Raw genomic sequence first — 21,889 nt, 5'->3', positions numbered from 1 at the left:
ACGTATGTGTGTACCCCCAGAAACGTCCCGGACCAGGACGATGGTTCCGCCGGGTGGCACAGCGCACATCGCGGACACGCCCCGCCACACCGAGAGTGGGACCATGCACGCCGCCCGAAGAACAGTGCACAGCTCCGGAACCCGACAGCCGCCGGGGCCGCCGGGGACCACGGAAAGAGCGGAAAGAGCGGAAAGAGCGGAGACCGGGGAGGGTCCGGAGGGGGTGGGGACTGCGGAGGGGGAGGCGCGTTCGGAGGGGACGGAGATCCCGGAGGCCTGGAGTGCGGGGGCGCCGAGGCCGTCGGGAGACCCTGGCATGCTCGGGACACCGCAGGGACCCGGGCTCTCCGGGGCAGCGGCCACGCCTGGACCGCCGGAACCGCCGGAGCGCCCGGGAAGGCGGAGCCGGGCGCGCCGGCGGGTGCCCGGAGTCCTGCTGCTGGTCGGCGGTCTGTCCGGGCTGGTGGCCGTCCTCGCGCTCGTCCTGTGCGCCCGTGATGCCGGGCGCCCCCAGGGGATCCGTCCGGACCGGCCCGGACCGGCCCGCACCCCGGCCCACCGCGCCGCCCGGCCGCACATCGTGCCCCGCTCCGTCTGGCTGGGCACCGCCCGGCGCACCCAGCCGCCCCCGCGCTACGACGACAAGGTGGTCGCCGTCTTCGTCCACCACACCGACTCGCCGAGCGCGTACGACTGCGCCGACGCGCCGCGCATCATCCAGCACCTGTACGCCGGGCAGACCGGCGACCGCCGCTGGGACGACATCGGGTACAACTTCCTCGTCGACCGCTGCGGCACCATCTACGAAGGCCGCGCCGGAGGCGTCGACCGGCCCGTCACCGGCGCCCACACCCTGGGCTTCAACCACCGCACCGCCGGCATCGCCGCCCTCGGCACCTTCACCGCCGGCGTCCCCGTGCCCCAGGCCATGACCGACGCGATCGCCGCCCTGACCGCCTGGAAACTCGGCCTCGCCGACGTCGACCCGCGCGCGACCGTCCGCCTGGTCTCCAGCAGCAGCCACAGCCGCTACCGCTCCGGCACCACCGCCACCCTGCCCGCCCTCGCCGGCCACAACGCCGGGTTCATGACCAGCTGCCCCGGCGCCGCCCTCACCGCCCGCCTCCCTGAGATCAGGGAGAAGGCCGCCCGCCTCCAGGGCCGCACCGCCGCCCTCCGGCCCCGCACCGCCCCCGCGCCGCCGTCCACAGGAACGCCATAGCCGCCACGCAGGGCCCTGAGAACCCCGCGCGCCCTACGGTCGTGCACGTCACCAGGCTCGACCGGGCCGACGCCGCCCCGCTGCACCGCGCGGTGGGGCCGCTCACTCCCTGAAACGGTTCCACAACCGGGGGAACCGTTCGGCGAGCGCCCGCTCGTTCTCGAAGTCCACCGGTGTGCCCTCCGGCTCGGCGGGCGCCGGGGCGATACCCAGATCGGGCGCGACGGTGCCGGTCAACTGCTCGTACGCCTCGTCCGCCGCGTAGCCCAGCTCCTCGCCGTCGCCGTCGATCTCCTCGTCGAACTCGCCCAGCAACTCCGCCAGCGCGTCCGGATCGTGCAGGGCGCCCTCGTAGACCTCGCGGCCCTGGCCGATCAGCCAGCACCGGAAGAAGTCGAACGCGTCGTCGCTGGCCCCGTCCAGCAGCACCCAGGCGGCGCCCCACAGGTCCCAGCGGTAGGCACGGTTGTATCGCGCCTCGAAGTGACGGGCGAAGTCCAGGACCAGATCGGGGTCCAGCCGGAGCAGCCGGTCCACGAGCACGTCGGCCTGCTCCTCGGGATCGCCCTCGGCGGTCTCGCGGGCGGCGTCGATCAGCTCCCAGAACTCCGTCTCGTCCATCACGGCACCAGCATCGGGCCTCCACCGGAGGGACGCACGCGGAGTGCGCCGGAGTGCGGCGGATCGTTACCCGGCGCCCGTACGGTCAGGGGGGCGCGGACCGCCGTACAGCGCGGCCAGCCGGGCAGCGGTCTCCGCGAACCGCTCGCGCAGGCTCTCGGGGGCCAGCACCTCGACGTCCGCGCCGAGCGCCGTCAGCTGCGTGTGTGCGACCTCCTCGGACTCCACCGGCAGCGTCACCGTCACCCAGCCTTCCCCGTCCGGCTCGCCCACCTCGCTCAGCGCCTCCCGCGCCGACATCGGGTCGCAGGCGTACCGCAGCGCGCGCACGCCTCCCGGGGACAGCCGTACGATCACCTCGGCGCGCAGCAGCGAGCGCGCGAACCGCTCGGCCTGCTCGGCCCAGTGGCCGGGGAGATCGAAGTCCGGATCACGGGCGAAGCGTTCCTCCAGCGGATCCACCGCGCCGAACCGGTCGATCCGGTACGTCCGGAAGGCCCCACCGCCGACCACCCGCGCGCACAGGTACCAGACGCCCGCCTTCAGCACGAGCCCGTACGGCTCCAGCAGCCGCTCCACCTCCTCCTCGCCCCGCCGGTACCGGGCGGTGACGCGGCGGTCGTCCCACACCGCCTCCGCGACCACCGGCAGCAGCGCGGGCGTCTCCGGCTCCCGGAACCAGGCCGGCGCGTCCAGATGGAACCGCTGCGCGGCGCTGTCCGGGGCGTCCCGCAGGGACGGCAGCAGCGCAGCCGACACCTTCAGCCGGGCGGCGGACGCGGCATCCTCCAGGCCCATCTCCCTCAGCGCCCCCGGCACCCCGCTCAGGAACAGCGCCTCGGCCTCGCTCCGGGCCAGCCCGGTGAGCCGGGTCCGGTATCCACCCACCAGCCGGTATCCCCCGGCCCGCCCCCGGTCGGCGTACACCGGCACCCCCGCCTCCGACAGCGCCTGCGCGTCCCGCGTCACGGTCCGCTCCGACACCTCCAGCTCCCGCGCGAGCTCGGCGGCGGTCATGGAGGGCCGGGACTGGAGGAGGAGAACCATCTTGATCAGGCGTGCGGCACGCATGCGTCTCATGATGCCGGGGGGTACCGACAAGGAAGGGGTACGGCAGCAGCCGTACCCCTTCACAGAACCCCGGTGACTACAGCCCGTACTTCTCCCGGGCCTCCTTGACCGCCGTGGCCTTCACCTCGCCGCGCTTGGCGAGCTGGGCCAGGGCCGCGACGACGATCGACTGGGCGTCGACCCCGAAGTGGCGGCGGGCGGCCTCACGGGTGTCCGACAGACCGAAGCCGTCGGCGCCCAGCGAGGACCAGTCCTGCTCGACCCACTGCGCGATCTGGTCCGGGACCTGGCGCATGTAGTCCGAGACCGCGAGGACCGGGCCCTCGGCACCCTGCAGCGCCTGGCGGACGAACGGCACGCGCTCCTCGCCGCGCAGCAGCGCCGCGTCGGCGTCCATCGCGTCCCGGCGCAGCTCCGACCAGGAGGTCGCCGACCAGACGTCGGCCGCGACACCCCACTCCTCGGCGAGCAGCTTCTGGGCTTCGAGGGCCCAGTGGATGGCCGTACCGGAGCCCAGCAGCTGGATGCGCGGGGCGTTCGCCGGGGCGGTCACGCCCGCGGACTCCGCCGTGTTGAAGCGGTACAGGCCCTTGACGATGCCCTCGTCGATGCCGAGACCCTGCGGCTTCGCGGGCTGCGGCAGCGGCTCGTTGTAGACCGTCAGGTAGTAGAAGACGTTCTGGTCCTCGCCCGGCTTGGCCTCGCCGTACATCCGGCGCAGACCCTCACGGACGATCACCGCGATCTCGTAGGCGAACGCGGGGTCGTACGTCAGCGCGGCCGGGTTGGTTGCCGCGATGACCGGGGAGTGGCCGTCGGCGTGCTGCAGGCCCTCGCCCGTCAGGGTCGTACGGCCCGCCGTCGCGCCGACCAGGAAGCCGCGGCCGAGCTGGTCGCCGAGCTGCCACATCTGGTCGGCGGTGCGCTGCCAGCCGAACATCGAGTAGAAGATGTAGAAGGGGATCATCGCCTCGCCGTGCGTCGCGTACGCGGTGGACGCGGCGATGAAGTCGGCCATCGAACCGGCCTCGGTGATCCCCTCGTTGAGGATCTGGCCGTTCTTGGCCTCCTTGTAGTACATCAGCTGGTCGCGGTCGACCGGCTCGTACGTCTGGCCCTTGGGGGAGTAGATCCCGAGGGACGGGAACAGCGACTCCATACCGAAGGTGCGCGCCTCGTCCGGGACGATCGGCACCCAGCGCCTGCCCGTCTCCTTGTCGCGGACCAGGTCCTTGACCAGGCGGACGAAGGCCATGGTCGTGGCCACGTTCTGCGAGCCGGAGCCCTTGTCGAAGGAGGCGAAGGCCTTCTCGGCGGGGGCGGGCAGCGGGGCCAGCGCGTGCGTACGGCGGGCCGGGGCCGGACCGCCGAGGGCCGCGCGGCGCTCCTGGAGGTAGCGGACCTCGGGGGAGTCGGCGCCCGGGTGGCCGTAGGGGACCACGCCGTCGACGAAGTCGCTGTCCTTGATCGGCAGGCCGAGCAGGTCGCGCATCGTCTTGAACTCGTCCACCGAGAGCTTCTTCATCTGGTGGTTGGCGTTCTTCGACGCGAAGCCCTCACCGAGGGTGTGGCCCTTGACCGTCTGGGCCAGGATCACGGTCGGCGCGCCCTTGTGCTCGACGGCGGCCTTGTACGCGGCGTAGACCTTGCGGGCCTCGTGACCACCGCGCGAGAGGTGGAAGCACTCAAGGATCTTGTCGTCGCTCAGCAGCTTCGCCATCTCGACGAGCGCCGGGTCCTTGCCGAAGAAGTCGGCGCGGATGTAGGCGGCGTCACGGGTCTGGTACGTCTGGATCTGCGCGTCCGGTACCTGGCGCAGGCGGCGTACGAGCGCGCCGGTGGTGTCGAGCTGGAACAGCTCGTCCCAGGCGGTGCCCCACAGCGTCTTGACGACGTTCCAGCCGGCCCCGCGGAACTGGGCCTCCAGCTCCTGCACGATCTTGAAGTTGGCGCGGACCGGGCCGTCCAGGCGCTGCAGGTTGCAGTTGATGACGAAGGTGAGGTTGTCCAGCTCCTCACGTGCCGCGAGCGCGAGGGCCGCCGTCGACTCCGGCTCGTCCATCTCGCCGTCGCCGAGGAACGCCCACACGTGCGAGGCGGAGACGTCCTTGATGCCGCGGTTGGTGAGGTAGCGGTTGAAGCGCGCCTGGTAGATGGCGGAGAGCGGGCCGAGGCCCATCGACACCGTCGGGAACTCCCACAGCCAGGGCAGGCGGCGCGGGTGCGGGTACGACGGCAGGCCGTTGCCGCCGGCCTCCTGGCGGAAGTTGTCCAGGTGGTGCTCGTTCAGCCGGCCGTCGAGGAAGGCGCGGGCGTAGATGCCGGGGGAGGCGTGGCCCTGGATGTACAGCTGGTCGCCGGAGCCGTCCCCCTCCTTGCCCTTGAAGAAGTGGTTGAAGCCGGTCTCGTACAGCCAGGCCGCCGAGGCGAAGGTGGCGATGTGGCCGCCGACGCCGTACTTCGCGCCGCGGGTCACCATCGCGGCCGCGTTCCAGCGGTTCCAGGCGGTGATCCGGGCCTCCATCTCCGGGTCGCCGGGCAGGCCCGGCTCGGCGGAGGTGGGGATGGTGTTGACGTAGTCCGTCTCGAGGAGCTTCGGCAGCGCGATGCCGCCCGCCTCGGCGCGCTCCAGCGTGCGGCGCATCAGGTATGCGGCGCGGTGCGGCCCGGCCTCCCTGGCGACGGCGTCGAGGGAGGCCTGCCATTCGGCGGTCTCCTCCGGGTCGCGGTCGGGGAGCTGGTCGAGCGCGCTCGGCTGGATGGCGTTGGGGTCGGTCATGTCGCCGCCTTCCTCAGTCGAAGGGGGTTCCCTCATCGGCAAGGGGTTCGGGGGTGCCCTTGGTCTTTGGCAGGACAGGGCGCGGACCTCGGTGGAAGTCCGTCGGCGACTGTAACTCCCTGATCGATGATCGATCAAAGGGTTCGGGGCGAAAACCTCTCGATTTCGAGAAAGTCGGCACGGGGTGCCTTCGAGGATGGCACCGGGTGACGCCGAATCGCCTTGTTTTCGCAGGTGAGCGGGGGGATGCTCGGGTGCGATCAAGGGCGCGGCGCGCAGCCCAGGACGTGCGCCTTCACCAGCTCCGCGATCCGCGGATCCCGGCGCTTGAACGCCTGCACCAGCTCCTCGTGCTCCTCCGCGTACGACTGCTGCACCGTGCCCAGCCAGCGGATGGACAGGGCCGTGAACACCTCGATACCGAGGCCTTCCCAGGTGTGCAGCAGCACCGAGTTGTCCGCGGCCCGGACCAGCTCGCGGTGGAAGCCGACGGTGTGGCGGACCTGGGCCGTGCCGTCGGCGTTGCGGTCGGCGTCGTAGAGCGCTGCCACATGCGGCTCCAGGGCCGAGCAGTCCTCGGCGAGACGGTCGGCCGCGAGTTCCGCCGCGATGGCCTCCAGGCCGGCCCGGACGGGGTAGCTCTCCTCCAGGTCCGCCGCGGTCAGATTGCGGACGCGTACGCCCTTGTTGGGGGCCGACTCGATCAGGCGGAGGGACTCCAGCTCGCGCAGGGCCTCGCGGACCGGGGTCTGGCTGACCTCCAGCTCGGTGGCGATACGGCGCTCCACGATGCGCTCGCCCGGCTGCCAGCGCCCGCTGACGATTCCCTCCACGATGTGCTCGCGGATCTGTTCGCGCAGCGAGTGGACGACGGGCGCGGTCATGAGGGCTCCTTCGGGAGGGCTGACGGTTAGACAATACGGCGCGTTCGCTCCGCGGGTAGGAGGTGTGGGGCCGCTTTTGCGCAGGTGAGACGAGCCTTACACGCAACGTGTGCCGACAAACACGAAACGCCCCGCCCGGAGAAGCTCCGGACGGGGCGCCGTACTGCGGTCCGATCAGGGAAGTCAGAGGCCGAGCTCGACCTCGAACTCGCCCGCCTCCAGGATCGCCTTGACCGCCGTCAGGTAACGGGCCGCGTCGGCGCCGTCGACCAGGCGGTGGTCGTAGGAGAGGGTCAGGTAGGTCATGTCGCGGACACCGATGACCGTGCCCTCCTCGGTCTCGATGACGGCCGGACGCTTGACCGTGGCACCGATGCCGAGGATCGCGACCTGGCCCGGCGGCACGATGATCGTGTCGAACAGCGCGCCGCGCGAACCGGTGTTGGAGATGGTGAAGGTCGCGCCGGACAGCTCGTCCGGGGTGATCTTGTTGGCGCGGACCTTGCCCGCCAGCTCCGCCGTGGCCTTGGCGATGCCCGCGATGTTGAGGTCGCCGGCGTGCTTGATGACCGGGGTCATCAGGCCCTTCTCGGAGTCCACCGCGATACCGATGTTCTCGGCGTCGAAGTAGGTGATCGTGCCCTCGGCCTCGTTGATCCTGGCGTTGATGACCGGGTGGGCCTTCAGCGCCTGCGCGGCGGCCTTGACGAAGAACGGCATCGGCGAGAGCTTGACGCCCTCACGGGCAGCGAAGGAGTCCTTCGCCTGGGCGCGCAGCTTCATCAGGCGGGTGACGTCGACCTCGACGACCGACGACAGCTGGGCCTGCTCGTGCAGCGCCTTGACCATGTTGTCGCCGATGACCTTGCGGATGCGGGGCATCTTGACGGTCTGGCCGCGCAGCGGGGAGACCTCCAGCGCCGGGGCCTTCTTCGCGGCGGCCGGAGCGACGGCGGCGGCCGGAGCCGGAGCGGCGGCGGCCTTCGCGGCCTCGGCGGCGGCGATGACGTCCTGCTTGCGGATACGGCCGCCCACGCCGGTGCCCTTGACGGTGGCCAGGTCGACGCCGTTCTCGGCGGCGAGCTTGCGCACCAGCGGGGTCACGTACGCGCCCTCGTCGGTCGCCTGGGTGGCGGTCGGGGAGGTGGGCGCGGCGGTCGGGGTGACCGGGGCCGGAGCGGGCGCCGGAGCCGGGGCGGCAGCGGCGGGCGCGGCCGGAGCGGCGGGGGCCGGAGCGGGGGCCGGGGCCGGGGAGGGGGCCGGAGCCGCGGGGGCGGCCGGGGCCGGGGCAGCGGCGGCGGGAGCCGGGGCGGGCGCGGCCGGAGCCGGAGCGGCGGCCGGGGCGGCACCGGGCGCGCCGATGACGGCGAGCTTGGCGCCGACCTCGGCGGTCTCGTCCTCGTTCACCACGATCTCCAGCAGCACGCCGGAGGCGGGCGCCGGGATCTCGGTGTCGACCTTGTCGGTGGAGACCTCCAGCAGCGGCTCGTCGGCCTCGACGGAGTCACCGACCGACTTCAGCCAGCGGGTTACGGTGCCCTCGGTGACGGACTCACCGAGCGCGGGCAGGACCACGTCCGTGCCCTCGGCGCCACCGGCCGGAGCGGCCGGAGCGGCGGGGGCCTCGGGGGCCGGGGCGGGGGCCGGGGCCTCAGCCACCGGAGCGGCCGGAGCCGGAGCCGGGGCCTCGGCGGCGGCGGGGGCCGGGGCGGCCGCGGGGGCGCCGGTACCGTCGTCGATGACGGCCAGCTCGGCGCCGACCTCGACCGTCTCGTCCTCGGCGACCTTGATGGAGGCCAGCACACCGGCGGCCGGCGAGGGGATCTCGGTGTCGACCTTGTCGGTCGAGACCTCGAGCAGCGGCTCGTCGGCCTCGACGCGCTCGCCCTCGGCCTTCAGCCAGCGGGTGACAGTGCCCTCGGTGACGCTCTCACCGAGCGCCGGAAGGGTTACGGAAACCGCCATGGTTTCGGTTGCTCCTAACGAATTGCGGAAGTCTGTGTCGTCGCGCCCGTTGACCGAAGGCTCAGTCGTGGGAGTGCAGCGGCTTGCCGGCCAGCGCCAGGTGGGCCTCGCCGAGCGCCTCGTTCTGCGTCGGGTGGGCGTGGATGAGCTGGGCGACCTCGGCCGGCAGCGCCTCCCAGTTGTAGATCAGCTGGGCCTCGCCGACCTGCTCACCCATGCGGTCGCCGACCATGTGGACGCCGACCACGGCACCGTCCTTGACCTGGACGAGCTTGATCTCGCCCGCGGTCTTCAGGATCTTGCTCTTGCCGTTGCCCGCCAGGTTGTACTTCAGAGCGACGACCTTGTCCGCGCCGTAGATCTCCTTGGCCTTGGCCTCGGAGATGCCGACGGAGGCGACCTCCGGGTGGCAGTACGTCACCCGCGGGACACCGTCGTAGTCGATCGGAACGACCTTCAGACCGGCCAGACGCTCCGCCACCAGGATGCCCTCGGCGAAGCCGACGTGCGCGAGCTGGAGCGTCGGGACGAGGTCACCGACCGCGGAGATGGTCGGGACGTTGGTGCGCATGTACTCGTCGACGAGGACGTAGCCGCGGTCCATGGCGACCCCGGCCTCCTCGTAGCCCAGGCCCTGCGAGACCGGCCCGCGGCCGACGGCCACCAGCAGCACCTCGGCCTCGAACTCCTTGCCGTCGGCGAGGGTGACCTTGACGCCGTCCTGGGTGTACTCGGCCTTCTGGAAGAAGGTGCCGAGGTTGAACTTGATGCCGCGCTTGCGGAACGCGCGCTCAAGAAGCTTCGAGGAGTTCTCGTCCTCGACCGGGACGAGGTGCTTCAGGCCCTCGATGATCGTGACGTCCGAGCCGAAGGACTTCCACGCCGAGGCGAACTCGACGCCGATGACACCGCCGCCCAGGATGATCGCGGACTTCGGCACGCGGTCCAGGACGAGGGCGTGGTCGGAGGAGATGATCCGGTTGCCGTCGATCTCCAGGCCCGGCAGCGACTTCGGCACGGAGCCGGTCGCCAGCAGGACGTGGCGGCCCTGGATCCGCTGACCGTTCACGTCGACGGAGGTGGGGGAGGACAGCCGGCCCTCACCCTCGATGTACGTCACCTTCCGGGACGCGATGAGACCCTGCAGACCCTTGTACAGGCCCGAGATCACGTCGTCCTTGTACTTGTGGACGGCCGGGACGTCGATGCCCTCGAAGGTCGCCTTCACACCGAACTGCTCGCTCTCGCGGGCCTGGTCGGCGATCTCGCCCGCGTGCAGCAGGGCCTTGGTGGGGATGCAACCCCGGTGCAGGCAGGTGCCGCCGACCTTGTCCTTCTCGATCAGGGCGACGTCCAGGCCCAGCTGCGCCCCGCGCAGGGCCGCGGCGTAACCACCGCTACCACCGCCGAGGATCACTAGGTCGAAAACGGTGCTGGCGTCGTTCGCCACGTCACGTCCTCCATGCATGTGCGCCGTACGCCGGTCTCCGATGACCGGCAGGCGGCTGGTGTCCGGCCGCTTGATGCTTCGGCCCTTCGGTGGGGGCCCTGTCCTGCCGGGCTCCATCTTTGCACTTGTTCGAGGCGGACGAGACGCCGGGCTGGGGTGTGAGACACCCCACGTACAGCTGAAAACGAAGCGCGCGTGAGCAAGGGGCGCGGGGCTGTGTCCGATATGCGGCTCCGCCGCGCGGGCGCGAACACCCCCACGCGGCGGAGCCGCACTACGGAACGGACCGAGCCTTCAGCGAGTCAGCCCAGGTCACCCGCAGCCGTGAGCTCGGCCAGCCGCACCAGCGTCCGCACGGCGGAGCCGGTGCCACCCTTCGGGGTGTAACCGAAGGGACCGCCCTCGTTGAACGCCGGCCCGGCGATGTCGAGGTGCGCCCAGGTGATCCCCTCGCCCACGAACTCGCGCAGGAACAGACCCGCGACGAGCCCGCCGCCCATCCGCTCGCCCATGTTCGCGATGTCGGCGACCTGGGACTCCATGCCCTTGCGCAGGTGCTCCGGCAGCGGCATCGGCCAGGCCGGCTCGCCGACCTCCTCCGCCGCCTCGAACACCGCGGAGCGGAACGCGTCGTCGTTGGCCATGACCCCGAACGTCCGGCTGCCCAGCGCCAGCATCATCGCGCCGGTGAGCGTCGCGACGTCCACGATGGCGTCCGGGTTCTCCTGCGAGGCCGCCCACAGCGCGTCGGCGAGCACCAGCCGGCCCTCGGCGTCGGTGTTGAGGACCTCCACGGTCTTGCCGCTGTACATGCGCAGCACGTCACCCGGGCGCACGGCGGAACCGGACGGCATGTTCTCGGCCAGCGCCAGCCAGCCGGTGACGTTGACCTCCAGGCCGAGCCGCGCGGCGGCGACGACGGCGGCGAACACGGCGGCGGCACCGCTCATGTCGCACTTCATCGTCTCGTTGTGCCCGGCCGGCTTCAGCGAGATGCCGCCCGAGTCGTAGGTGATGCCCTTGCCGACGAAGGCGAGGTGCTTCTCGGCCTTCGGGTGCTTGTACGACAGCTTCACCAGGCGCGGGGTGGCCGCGGAACCGCCGCCGACGCCCAGGATGCCGCCGTAGCCGCCCTTGGCCAGGGCCTTGTCGTCGAGCACCTGCACCCTGATGCCGTGTTCCTTGGCCGCGGTCTGCGCGAGGCCGGCGAAGATGGCCGGGGTGAGGTCGTTCGGCGGGGTGTTGATCAGGTCGCGGGCGCGGTTCATCTCCTCGGTGACCGCGACGGCGCGGGCGACGGCACCCTTGTGGGCGGCGTCGCGCGGCTTGCCGCCGAGCACCGCGGCCTCGGCCAGCGGCGCCTTGCCGTTCCTGGCCTTGGCGTCCTTGCCGTTGGCGTTCTCCTTGTAGACGTCGAAGGAGTACGCGCCGAGCAGGATGCCCTCGCTGATCGCGCCGACGGCGCCCGGGCTGTCGACGGGCAGCGCGAACGCGGCCTTCTTCGAGCCGGCCAGCGCCCGGGCCGCCACACCGGCGGCCTTGCGCAGCGCCTCGGCGTCGTAGCCCTCGCCGTCCGCGTTCTCGCTCTTGGCGTCCGGCTCCGCGCCCAGGCCGACCGCCACGACGAGCGGTGCCTTGAAGCCGGCCGGAGCGGGCAGCTTCGTCAGCTCGCCCTCGGCACCCGAGGCGCCGAGGGTCTCCAGAAGGCCGGCCAGCTTGCCGTCGTACGCCTTGTCCACGGCCTCGGCGCCCGGCGCGACGACGGGCCCCTGGGCACCCTTGGCGACACCGATCACGATCGCGTCGGCCCGCAGGCCGGGCGCCGCGGCGGTGCTGAGAGTCAGAGCAGTCACGGTGGTGAAATCTCGCTTCCGATGTGAAGTTGCTTGGCCGAAATGGGGTGGGTCGACCGGGCCCGAGAGCCGACCCTAGGTCCATGCGTGGGCGCAGGTGGCCACCGGGGCCTTCACCCTGTCGGCGAACACCCGGGACGAGACTACGCGCGTGTGCCCGTTCGCTCATTCCTTCGGGTGTTCACCCGCGTGTGGCGCGGTGGCCACTCAACGCGCCCACGACCGAGGTGCCGGCCAGCCGGTCGGCGAGGGAGCGGCGGCCGGGGGAGAACACCGTCAGCGCGTTGACCAGGAACAGCACCACCGCGACCGCCCACACCAGCACCGACAGCGCGAAGTGCCCCTCGATCAGCAGCACACAGGCCAGCGCGTACACCGCGACGTCGGCGGCGGTGCTGACCGCGGCCCGGCGCAGGGCGTGCCGGGACAGCCGTGGAGTGACCTGGAGGCCGAGCAGGCCCTTGCCGAGGGTGCGGCCGAGCCAGGTGAGGCAGGCCCACTGGTAGAGGAACGTGACGAGGACGAGCGCGCCGAAGGCCTCCTCGACGTCCAGCACCACCTTGTCCCAGAGGGACAGGCCGAGGTGCTCGGAGGCGCCGATGACGTCGCCGCGCGAGGTGACGAGGTCGAGGCCGCCCTTCGTCGCCAACTCGGGCACGTCCGTCACCAGCGCGGTGACTCTGTGGAAGGTGAGGACGGCCAGCACGGTGGCTGCCGTGACAACAAGTGCGAAGTCTATGGACCAGGCCGTGAAGCGGCGCAGCTTCAGCACGGAATTCCCCCGAATGCAACTCTCTTGTCCGTGTGCGGGCGAAGAGCTTAGCGCCGACGGGGGAGGAGGCGCGCCTCAGCCACCCAGTGCCAGGACCACCAGGGCGGTCGTCGCGGCCGTCTCCGCCAGCGCGCCGAAGACGTCCCCGGTGACTCCGCCGAAGCGCCTCACGCAGCGGCGCAGCAGGAGTTCGGCGGCTACGAGAGCCGGCGGTACCGCGGCCGCCGCGCGCACGGCACCGTACGGGCCCCAGGCCCAACCCCCCGCGGCCGAACCGAGGACGACCGCCGCCGCAGCCGCCGCCGCCCCCGCCACCGGCACCACCCCGGCCACCGCTGCGCCCAGCCCCTCCGGCCGGGCGGCCGGGACCCCTGCTCGGGCGGCGAGGGTGAGGGCCAGCCGGGCCGCGACGGCCGAGACCACGGCAGCCAGTGCGCCCCGGGCCCAGGAGTCGCCGTACAACTGCGCCAGGACCGCGACCTGGGCCAGCAGGGTCAGGACGAGGGTGAGGACCCCGAACGGGCCGATGTCCGACTGCTTCATGATCCTGAGGGCGTCCTCCGCGGGCTTGCCGCTGCCCAGCCCGTCGGCGGTGTCGGCGAGGCCGTCGAGGTGCAGCCCGCGGGTCAGGGCGGCGGGTACGGCGACCGAGGCGACGGCGGCGAGCAGCGGACCGGCGCCCAGAAGGAGCAGGAGCAGTCCGAGTCCGGCCGCGCAGGCGCCCACCACCAGCCCGGCGACCGGGGCGCCCAGCATGCCGCCGCGTGCGGCCTGCCGGTCCCAGCGGTGCACCCGGACGGGCAGCACGGTGAGGGTGCCGAAGGCGAAGCGGAGGCCGTCGAGAGGACTGGACTTGAGCACCGGCGAAGGTTATCCGGCGGTCGCGGAGCCGTCGTCCGCGCCCGGGGATATGGTGCGCATATGGGGCACTGGTGGGTACGGAACATCGCCGAACCGGGCAAACTCCCGCTGCTGCTCGCCCTCGCCGCCTTCCTGCTGACCTTCATGATCACCCGGGTGATCACCCGGCTGATCCGGGTCGGCAAGGGCCCGTTCGGCAACGTCAAGGCGGGCGGGCTGCACATCCACCACGTCGTCCCCGGGGTCGTCCTCACCCTCGTCGGCGGATTCGGCGCGGTCGCCAGCGACCGGCACGGTACGGGCGGGGCCGTCGCCGCCGTCCTGTTCGGGACGGGCGCCGGTCTGGTCCTGGACGAGTTCGCACTGATCCTGCACCTGGACGACGTCTACTGGACCGAGGAGGGCCGCAAGAGCGTCGAGGTCGTCGTGCTCACCGCCGCGATCGTCGGGCTGCTGCTGGCCGGTTTCGCACCGTTCGGTGTGAACGACCTGTCCCAGCAGGAACTGGCCGACCGGGGTACGGTCATCTCCAACATCGCCGGGAACTTCCTGCTCTCCCTCGTGGCCCTGAGCAAGGGCAAGGCCCGCACCGCGGTGTTCGGTGTGATCGTGCCGCTGGTCGCGCTCGTCGGTGCGATCCGGCTCGCCCGCCCCGGCTCCCCGTGGGCCCGCCGCTGCTACGGCCGCCGCCCCCGCGCCCGCGCCAAGGCGGCCCTGCGCGCCTACCGCCACGACCGCCGCTGGGCCCGGCCGCGCCGCGCCCTTCAGGACTGGATCGGCGGCAAGCCCGACCCGCGCCCGGCCCGGTTGCCCGGCGGCCGCTGACCGCGCTGCAGCAGGCGGCCGTACGCCCGCCCCAGCCCCTGCCCGCGGCGGTGCCGCAGCGCCACCGCGAGGCACAGCATCCCCACGGCCATCAGCGCGGCCAGGTGTTCCTTGCCCGCCAGGTTTTCCTTGAGCAGCACCTCGACGACCATCGCCAACGTCACCGCGCCCGAGGTGAGGTAGGCGCCGTACCGCCAGCTCACGAAGACGGCGAGCCCCACCACCGCCGCCGACGGACCGGTGTCCACCACCTGCGCGTCCGTCCACGGCAACCCGAACGGGGCGTGCGTGCCGAGCGTGATGCCGATGCGTGCGTACAGCGTGCCGGCGAGCGTGGCGACGTAGGCGATGGCCAGCGTCCGCCACCAGCCGATGCACATCTCGGCGATCCCGAACACCAGCAGGATCTGCGCGAGCGCGCCCCACACCGGCAGATCCAGCGCAGGCACGAACAGCGACAGGGGAGTGCGCAACAGGGCCAGCCACAGCGGGTCCTCGGCCCGTACGCCGCCCGCGTTCAGCACGAGCTGGTAGCCCCACGACTGGTTCTGCACATGCTGCAGCAGGGCCGTCAGGCACACCGCACCGAGCGTCATCGGGACCGCCCGCAGGCGCCGCTTCGGCAGGGCCTGCCGTACGGTGACGTACAGCAGACCCCACTCCTCACGCGCCCAGCGGGCGAGCGTTCCCATCAAGCGTTCCTCATCCCCGTACGGTCATCTGTGCGTGCCGAGGTGCCTGCGGTGCAGCCACTTCGGCAGTCCCGGCGCCTCCAGGAAGCCTTCCGCGCGGGCCGAGGCGAGGCCGATGCGCAGCAGGTCCGCGCTCTTCTCGAAGAGCAGGAACCGTGGCTCCCAGATGGGCCGGTACTTGGCGTTGGCGCGGTACAGCGACTCGATCTGCCACCAGCGCGAGAAGAAGCTGAGCAGCGAGCGCCACAGCCTCAGCACCGGACCGGCACCGAGGCGCGCGCCACGTTCGAAGACCGAACGGAACATCGCGAAGTTCAGTGACACCTGCGTGATCCCGATCTCGTCGGCGCGCCGCAGCAGTTCGATGACCATGAACTCCATCAGTCCGTTGTCGGAGTCCCGGTCGCGGCGCATCAGGTCCAGGGACAGCCCGTGCGGCCCCCACGGCACGAAGGACAGCAGCGCGCGCAGCCGGCCCTCGGCGTCCGTGCACTCCAGCATCACGCACCGTCCGTCGCCGGGGTCCCCGAGCCGGCCGAGCGCCATGCTGAACCCGCGCTCGGTCGCCCCGTCCCGCCAGTCGTCCGCACGCCCCACGAGATACGCCATCTCGTCCGCGGGGATGTCCTCGTGGCGCCGGATCCGCACCTCGTACCCGGCGCGCCTCACCCGGTTGCAGGCCTGCCGGACCGTCCGCATCGCCCGGCCCTCCAGTGTGAAGTCGGCGACCTCCACGATCGCCTCGTCGCCGAGTTCCAGGGCGTCCAGCCCGTGCCGGGCGTAGACGGTGCCCGCCTCCTCGCTCGCCCCCATCACCGCCGGGATCCAGCCGTGTGCCCGCGCCTCGGCCAGCCACGGCGCGATCGCGCCCGGCCAGGCCTCCGGATCCCCGAGCGGATCACCGGAGGCCAGACTCACCCCGCCGACCACCCGGTAGGCGACGGCCGCCTTCCCGGTCGGCGACCACACCACGCTCTTCTCCCGGCGCAGCGCGAAGTAGCCCAGCGAGTCCCGCTCGCCGTGCCGCTCCAGCAGGGCCCGCAGCTGCTTCTCGTCGTCCTCGGTGAGCGGGTCGACGGCGCGCCGGGAGCGGAAGGCGGCGTAGAGCACGGCGAGGACGAGGGCCGTGCTGAGCACGTTCACGGCGACGTTGGCCCAGTTCGGTGGGTCGATCCCCTGGAAGCGGGACTCCTCTGCGGCCACCGACACCAGGCGCAGGGTGCCGTAGTGCCAGCGCTCCAGGAAGGTGGAACGGGCCGCGTCCGGCGCCTGGTTGGTGACGGTCACCAGCAGCCCGGCGAGCAGACTGGCGATGAGCCCGCCGCCCACGGCGACCGTCGCCGCCAGCCGCGGGTTGGACCGGTCGCCCTTGGCGTAGAACTCCCGGCGGCCCACCAGCAGCGCGGCGACGAATGCGGCGGTGAGGCCCAGCGAGATCCAGTTCTGTGCGTACCGCTGGATGTCGGGGAAGGCCATGGCCAGCGCGAACAGGGCGAGGAAGGAGCCGCTGAGCACGAGGTTGAGGATCCAGGCGGCCCGCTTTCTGCGCCGCATGGTGATGGCCAGGAACGCGGTGAAGACGCCCGAGGCGAAGCCGGCCGTCAACAGGTACGGGGTGAAGAAGTCGTCCTGGTTGTGCCGGCGCACGTCCCGGCCGAGCGAGACCCAGACCGCGCTGAGGAAGTTGATGAAGGCGACGGTCCGCAGATACCAGACGGCGAAGGCGGCGGCCCGCCGGGAGGCCCCGGTGGACCGCCGCCCCTCCTCACCCGTGCGCCCCGGCTCGGCCTGCAGCCGCACGGCAATTCGGGCATCTCCCATGGGGCAGGATGATATGGGTGCTGCCCTGACCAACCGTACTTTTCCGGTCTCCGTGGCGTGCGCGCTGTTCCACCGCCGACCCGGCCGGCACGTCCTGGGTGCCGGACCGACCGGAACACGCCTACTCGTTCGTGTGTTCCGGTTCCTTCTCGAAAAGCTCTGCCGACTCCTTCTCGGACTCTTCCGGCTCCTGCTCGGGAAGCTCGGCGGCCAGCGCCGCCGCGGCCCGCACCAACGGCAGCGCCAGCAGCGCGCCCGCGCCCTCGCCGACCTTCACGCCCTGCTCCAGCAGCGGCTCCAGGGCCATCCGGTCCAGCGCCTTGGCCTGCCCCGGCTCCCCGCTGTCGTGCCCGGCCAGCCACCAGTCCGGCGCCCGGAACGCGACCCGCTGCGCGACCAGCGCGCACGCGGCGGCCACGACCCCGTCCAGGATCACCGGCAGCTTCCGCACCGCGCACTGCAGCAGGAACCCGGTCATCGCCGCGAGGTCCGCCCCGCCCACGGTCGCCAGCAGCTGCAGCTGGTCCCCGAGCACCGGCCGCGCCCGCCTGAGCGCGTCCCGGATCGCCGCACACTTGCGCATCCACGCCAGATCGTCGATCGCGAGCCCGCCCCGCCCGGTCACCACCGACGCGTCGGTCCCGCACAGCGCGGCGATCAGCACCGCCGCGGCCGTGGTCCCGCCCACGCTGATGTCGCCCAGCACCACCAGGTCCGTACCCGAGTCGGCCTCCTCGTCGGCGACCGCGACGCCCGCGCGCAGCGCCGCCTCCGCCTCGTCGAGGGTGAGCGCGTCCTCGATGTCGATACGGCCGCTGCCGCGGCGCACCCGGTGCCGTACGACGTCCTCCGGGAAGGCGTCGGGCGCGCAGTCCAGGGCCATGTCCACGATCCGTACGGGCACCTCCTGCCGCCGCGCGAGCACGGACACCGGGCTCGCGCCCTCCAGCACCGCCCGCACCAGCTGCTCCGCGCTGCCCGCGGGACGCGCCGAGACGCCCAGCTCGGCGACCCCGTGGTCACCGGCGAAGAGGATCACCCGCGGCCGCTCCACGGTCCGTACCGGTACGGCGCTCTGCGCGGCGGACAGCCACTCGCCCAGCTCGTCGAGGCGTCCCAGCGCCCCGGGCGGCACGATCTGGCGCTCCCGCCGGGCCTCGGCGTCGCGGCGCACGCCCCCGTCCGGGCGCTCGATCAGATCGGTGAAGTCGTCCAGATTAAGCCTGCTCATTCGCCGAACAGTACCGCCAGAGAACGCACGCTTCCGCGCCACATCACCACCACACCCCCACGACGTCATTGCACCCAAGATCGGGATCCCATACGTTCCGGTTTGCAGCGGAATGTCGCACAGGGAGCCGTCCATGCCGACCTCGCCTTTCACGCCGACGACCCTCCCGCGGTCGGCCGACCCGTTTCTTGAGCCGCGCCGCGAGAACTGCCCCTGGTGCGGCTCCGCAAAGCTGCGCACCCGGGTGCGCGCGAGGGACCCCCTGCGACACCGGCCGGGCAGGTTCGCCGTCGACCGGTGCCGTGAGTGCGGCCACGTCTTCCAGAACCCCCGGCTCACGGCGGAAGGGTTCACCTTCTTCCACCGGGACGTCTACGAACGGCACCTGGAGGAGTTCACCGCCCGGATCCTGTCCGCCGAGGCGGTCCGGCGCCGGCACCGCGCCACCGCCCGCAGGCTGTCGGCGCTGGCCGAGGCGGAGAGCTGGCTGGACGTGGGCACGGGCCACGCCCGCTTCCCCGAGGCGGCGAAGGAGTTCTTCCCGTACACGAGTTTCGACGGCCTGGACCCGACGGCCCGGGTGCAGCAGGCCCAGCTGGAGGAGCGGGTCGAGGAGGCCCACCGCGGCTACCTCTCCACCCCCGGAATGGCGGCCCGGCTGCGCGCCCGCTACGACGTGGTCAGCATGTTCCGGCATGTGGAGCACGCGCCCGACCCGCGCGCCGAACTCCGCGCGGCCCTGACGGTCCTCCGCCCCGGCGGCCACCTCGTCGTGGAAGTCGCCGACCCGCGCTGCGCGTTCGCCGCGCTGCTCGGCAGGCTCTGGCTGCCGTACGGCCAGCCCCGCCACCTGCACCTGATGCCTCTGGCCAATCTGCGCGCCGAGTTGGAGTCCCTGGGCTGCACCGTTCTCGTGATCGACCGCACGGACCCCCATGTGCCCTACGACCTCGCAGGCGCCGTCGCCCTGGCCTCGGCTCCCCATCTGCTGCTGAGGATCGTCGCGGCGCCCCTGCTGGACCTGGCGTCGGCCGTGGACCACATCCTGGCGCCCTTGTTCCGCCGCACCGCGTTCTCCAACGCGTACAGGATCGTGGCCCGCAAGGACCGCGGCTGACCGCGGGTGCGTCGTGGCTGGTCGCGCCCACGCGGCGGAGCCGCACAGCGATACAGCCCCGGCCCCGGCCCGCACCGGCACCGGGCGCCCACTCAGCCCCGGAGCACCAGAGCCTGACCGGCGACAACCAACAGCACCTGCTCACACTCCGCCCCGAACGCCGCGTTCAGGCGCCCCAGTTCGTCCCGGTACCGACGGCCGGAGGCAGTCGCCGGCACGATCCCCGACCCCACCTCGTTGGACACGGCGACAACGGTCCGCCGAGTACCGCGCACCGCGTCCGCCAGCTCCCGCACCCGCTCCCGCAGGGACTTCTCACCGCCCCCCGCCCACTCCGCGTCGTCCCACGCCCCCACGGAGTCCATGACGTCCGTCAGCCACAGCGACAGACAGTCGATCAGCAGCGGCGGCCCGTCCTCGCGGAGCAACGGCACCAGGTCCGTCGTCTCCGCCGTACGCCACGACCCCGGCCGCCGCTCCCGGTGCAGAGCCACCCGCTGCGCCCACTCGCCGTCCCCGTCCCGCGTCCCGCCGGTCGCCACGTACAGCACGTCCGGGAAGGTCTCCAGACGCCGCTCGGCCTCCACCGACTTGCCCGAGCGCGCCCCGCCCAGCACCAGCGTCCGGCGCGGCACGTCCGGTACGTCCTCGTACGCGCCGACGGTCAGCGTCGTGCCGTCGGCGACCGCCCGCGCCCCGGCCGCCGCCAGCCGGCGCCGCAACTCCGGACCGGGCGGCACGTCGTGGTCGAGGTGGACGGCGAGCACGTCCGTGGTCGGCCCGGCGGAGCCGACCGCCCGCAGCCGGGCCAGCGCGTCCGGGCGGCCCACGACGTCCGCGAGCACCATGTCGTACGACTCCGCCGTCGCCTCCTCCAGACCGGCCGGGGCCCCGCCGGGCGGCAGGTAGAGCAGCCGCCGGCCGTCCGGGCCGGTCACGTCGTATCCGGTGCCGCCCGCGTCCATCGCCATCGCCCGTACCCGATGCCCCGTCAGCACCGCCAACTCCCGCCCGTCCGGAACCCGCCCGGGCTGCGGCAGTCCGGCCGGCACCTCCACCACCGGCCCGTGGTGCGGATGGGACAGCAGCACCTGCCGCACCCCGGCCAGCGAATGCCCGGCCCGCGCCGCCGCGAACGCCGCGCCCGGCGTCAGATCGAGCAGCAGCGCCCCGTCCACCAACACGGCCGTGGCCGCCCGCGCGTCGGGCCCCAGCGCGGTCGCACAGGCGGCGCAGGGGCAGTCGGGCCGGGGCAGTCCGGCCGGGGCGCCGGTACCGAGCAGAGTCACGTCCACGGATCGATTTTCGCCCGTCCGATCAGGTCTTGCGCTTCCGGCTAGTCTTCCGGCAGGTGTTGGATCACAAGGAGGCCCACATGACGGCATGGACGTGGCGGTTCGAGAAGGCCGACGGGACGGAGGTCCAGCCCGCGGTGCAGCCCGAGGAGTTCACCACCCAGGGGGATGCCGAATCCTGGATCGGGGAGCACTGGAAGGCGCTGCTGGAGGGCGGGGCCGACCAGGTGCGGCTGTTCGAGGAGAACACCGAGATCTACGGACCGATGAGCCTGCACGCCGCCATGGAGGCGTAGGCCCGGGCCCGGGGGTACGGCTCGGGGCCGTACCCCCGCTTTCTCATTGCTCGCCGAGCGTCACCTCCGCCGTTCGTACGGCCCCGTCCCGCTGGAAGGTCACTGTCATCCGCTGGCCCGGCCTGTCCGTCGCCAGCGCCTCCGAGAGGGAGGTGATGGTGGTGATGGAGTGGTCACCCAGCCTGGTGATGATGTCGCCCGGGCGCAGGCCCGCCCGGTCGGCCGCGCCGCCGCTGCTGACGGTGACCACCGCGACCCCGGCGGGCTGGTAGCGGTCGTCGACGACCGTCCGCGCGGTGATACCGAGCGCGGCCCGCCCGGAGTCGACGACCTTGCCGTTCTTGACGATCTGGCCGGCGACCGTCTTCACCATGGACGCGGGGATGGCGAACCCGATGCCGGCCGCCGCGCTGCCCCCGAGGCCGGGGTCGGCGGCGGCGAGCGTCGGGATGCCGATGACCTGCCCGGCGAGGTTCACCAGCGCGCCGCCGCTGTTGCCGGGGTTGATGGCGGCCGAGGTCTGCACCATGTTCGCGATCGTCGCGCCGGTACCCCCGCCCGCGCTGCCCTCGCTGACGGTCCGCCCGGTCGCCGAGACGATGCCCTGGGTCACGCTGGAGGACAGCCCGAGCGGCGAGCCCATGGCCAGCACGATCTGGCCGACCTCCACCTTCTCGGAGTCGCCGAACTGAGCCGCCTTCAGCCCGGCCGGCACCTTGTCCAGCTTGATCACGGCCAGGTCCTGCTCGGGGTAGGAGTACACCAGGCGCGCGGTGAGCGGCTCCTCGTTGTTGGCCGTGGTCACCTGGAACGTCTTCTCCGACTGGACCACGTGTGCGTTGGTGACGATGTGCCCCTTGTCGTCGTACACCACCCCGGAACCCAGGTCATGGCTGGCCTGGATCTGCACGACCGACGGCAGGACCTCCTTGATGACCTTCTGGTACTGGGCCTGCAGCTCGTTCACGGCCGGCAGCACGGCCGTCCGTGCCGGTGCGGCGGTGTCCTGGACGGCCGGAGCGGAGGAGCCGGTGCAGCCGACGGCGAGGGCCGCGCAGCAGACCGGCGCGACGGCGGACACGGCCTTCCGGAGGGCACGGGTGAGGGAAGCGTCCATGCCCCGAGTCTCACCGG

General features: G+C 72.5%; 18 protein-coding genes. 4 read left to right on the top strand and 14 right to left on the bottom strand.

What is annotated here, in order from left to right; all coding sequences use genetic code 11:
• The first annotated feature begins 421 nt into the window (after positions 1 to 421).
• Positions 422 to 1,222 carry a peptidoglycan recognition protein gene (locus ACIGXP_RS30055; RefSeq protein ID WP_399773619.1) on the top strand — a complete coding sequence of 267 codons (801 nt, stop codon included), beginning with the start codon at positions 422 to 424 and terminating at the stop codon, positions 1,220 to 1,222.
• A gap of 102 nt (positions 1,223 to 1,324) precedes the next feature.
• Here ACIGXP_RS30055 and ACIGXP_RS30050 read toward each other — a convergent pair whose 3' ends face one another.
• From ACIGXP_RS30050 to ACIGXP_RS30010, 9 genes are all read right to left on the bottom strand, one after another.
• Positions 1,325 to 1,843, bottom strand: coding sequence for a DUF4240 domain-containing protein (locus ACIGXP_RS30050; protein ID WP_363218072.1), 519 nt, complete (start codon positions 1,841 to 1,843; stop codon positions 1,325 to 1,327).
• Positions 1,844 to 1,909: 66 nt separating this feature from the next.
• On the bottom strand, positions 1,910 to 2,914 hold the full coding sequence (locus ACIGXP_RS30045) for a helix-turn-helix transcriptional regulator (RefSeq protein WP_399773616.1): 1,005 nt from the start codon (positions 2,912 to 2,914) through the stop codon (positions 1,910 to 1,912).
• Between the two features lie 76 nt (positions 2,915 to 2,990).
• Positions 2,991 to 5,693 carry a pyruvate dehydrogenase (acetyl-transferring), homodimeric type gene (aceE, locus tag ACIGXP_RS30040; protein WP_399773614.1) on the bottom strand — a complete coding sequence of 901 codons (2,703 nt, stop codon included), beginning with the start codon at positions 5,691 to 5,693 and terminating at the stop codon, positions 2,991 to 2,993.
• A gap of 260 nt (positions 5,694 to 5,953) precedes the next feature.
• Positions 5,954 to 6,577: a GntR family transcriptional regulator gene (locus ACIGXP_RS30035; protein WP_363218046.1), complete on the bottom strand. Its 624-nt coding sequence runs from the start codon at positions 6,575 to 6,577 to the stop codon at positions 5,954 to 5,956.
• Between the two features lie 183 nt (positions 6,578 to 6,760).
• Complete coding sequence (sucB, locus tag ACIGXP_RS30030; protein ID WP_399773611.1) at positions 6,761 to 8,542, bottom strand: 2-oxoglutarate dehydrogenase, E2 component, dihydrolipoamide succinyltransferase; 1,782 nt, start codon at positions 8,540 to 8,542, stop codon at positions 6,761 to 6,763.
• Between the two features lie 61 nt (positions 8,543 to 8,603).
• Positions 8,604 to 9,992, bottom strand: coding sequence for a dihydrolipoyl dehydrogenase (gene lpdA, locus ACIGXP_RS30025; RefSeq protein WP_363218075.1), 1,389 nt, complete (start codon positions 9,990 to 9,992; stop codon positions 8,604 to 8,606).
• Positions 9,993 to 10,294: 302 nt separating this feature from the next.
• Complete coding sequence (locus ACIGXP_RS30020; RefSeq protein ID WP_363218076.1) at positions 10,295 to 11,845, bottom strand: leucyl aminopeptidase; 1,551 nt, start codon at positions 11,843 to 11,845, stop codon at positions 10,295 to 10,297.
• 181 nt (positions 11,846 to 12,026) lie between these two features.
• Entirely contained in the window at positions 12,027 to 12,617 is a 591-nt protein-coding gene (locus tag ACIGXP_RS30015; protein WP_399773608.1) for an RDD family protein, read from the bottom strand.
• Between the two features lie 75 nt (positions 12,618 to 12,692).
• The gene (locus ACIGXP_RS30010) at positions 12,693 to 13,478 is read right to left on the bottom strand and encodes an adenosylcobinamide-GDP ribazoletransferase (protein ID WP_399773605.1); all 786 of its coding nucleotides are present in this window, start codon (positions 13,476 to 13,478) and stop codon (positions 12,693 to 12,695) included.
• A 60-nt stretch (positions 13,479 to 13,538) separates the two neighbouring features.
• Here ACIGXP_RS30010 and ACIGXP_RS30005 point away from each other — a divergent pair, with 60 nt between their 5' ends.
• Complete coding sequence (locus ACIGXP_RS30005) at positions 13,539 to 14,303, top strand: hypothetical protein (RefSeq protein ID WP_399773603.1); 765 nt, start codon at positions 13,539 to 13,541, stop codon at positions 14,301 to 14,303.
• Here ACIGXP_RS30005 and ACIGXP_RS30000 read toward each other — a convergent pair.
• The 3 genes from ACIGXP_RS30000 to cobT all read right to left on the bottom strand — a co-directional run bounded on the left by ACIGXP_RS30000 (position 14,243) and on the right by cobT (position 18,047).
• Positions 14,243 to 14,995, bottom strand: a complete 753-nt coding sequence (locus tag ACIGXP_RS30000; RefSeq protein WP_399773600.1) for a hypothetical protein — start codon at positions 14,993 to 14,995, stop codon at positions 14,243 to 14,245. The two genes, ACIGXP_RS30005 and ACIGXP_RS30000, sit on opposite strands and share 61 nt — an antisense overlap.
• Positions 14,996 to 15,019: 24 nt before the next feature.
• Entirely contained in the window at positions 15,020 to 16,816 is a 1,797-nt protein-coding gene (locus tag ACIGXP_RS29995; RefSeq protein ID WP_399773598.1) for a phosphatidylglycerol lysyltransferase domain-containing protein, read from the bottom strand.
• A 121-nt stretch (positions 16,817 to 16,937) separates the two neighbouring features.
• Complete coding sequence (gene cobT, locus ACIGXP_RS29990) at positions 16,938 to 18,047, bottom strand: nicotinate-nucleotide--dimethylbenzimidazole phosphoribosyltransferase (RefSeq protein WP_363218082.1); 1,110 nt, start codon at positions 18,045 to 18,047, stop codon at positions 16,938 to 16,940.
• Positions 18,048 to 18,180: 133 nt separating this feature from the next.
• Here cobT and ACIGXP_RS29985 point away from each other — a divergent pair, with 133 nt between their 5' ends.
• Positions 18,181 to 19,164: a class I SAM-dependent methyltransferase gene (locus tag ACIGXP_RS29985; protein ID WP_363218083.1), complete on the top strand. Its 984-nt coding sequence runs from the start codon at positions 18,181 to 18,183 to the stop codon at positions 19,162 to 19,164.
• Positions 19,165 to 19,256: 92 nt separating this feature from the next.
• On the opposite strand, the gene ACIGXP_RS29980 is transcribed toward ACIGXP_RS29985, so the two are convergent.
• Positions 19,257 to 20,459, bottom strand: a complete 1,203-nt coding sequence (locus ACIGXP_RS29980) for a bifunctional adenosylcobinamide kinase/adenosylcobinamide-phosphate guanylyltransferase (protein ID WP_399773595.1) — start codon at positions 20,457 to 20,459, stop codon at positions 19,257 to 19,259.
• Between the two features lie 80 nt (positions 20,460 to 20,539).
• Between ACIGXP_RS29980 and ACIGXP_RS29975 the strand changes: the two genes are divergently transcribed.
• Entirely contained in the window at positions 20,540 to 20,755 is a 216-nt protein-coding gene (locus ACIGXP_RS29975; RefSeq protein ID WP_360087886.1) for a hypothetical protein, read from the top strand.
• Between the two features lie 43 nt (positions 20,756 to 20,798).
• On the opposite strand, the gene ACIGXP_RS29970 is transcribed toward ACIGXP_RS29975, so the two are convergent.
• Positions 20,799 to 21,872 carry a S1C family serine protease gene (locus ACIGXP_RS29970; RefSeq protein ID WP_399773590.1) on the bottom strand — a complete coding sequence of 358 codons (1,074 nt, stop codon included), beginning with the start codon at positions 21,870 to 21,872 and terminating at the stop codon, positions 20,799 to 20,801.
• Positions 21,873 to 21,889 lie beyond the last annotated feature (17 nt).

This window comes from Streptomyces sp. NPDC053069 (assembly GCF_044546895.1).
In the GTDB taxonomy this organism is placed as follows: domain Bacteria; phylum Actinomycetota; class Actinomycetes; order Streptomycetales; family Streptomycetaceae; genus Streptomyces.
This window is presented reverse-complemented; position numbering and strand designations above follow the sequence as displayed.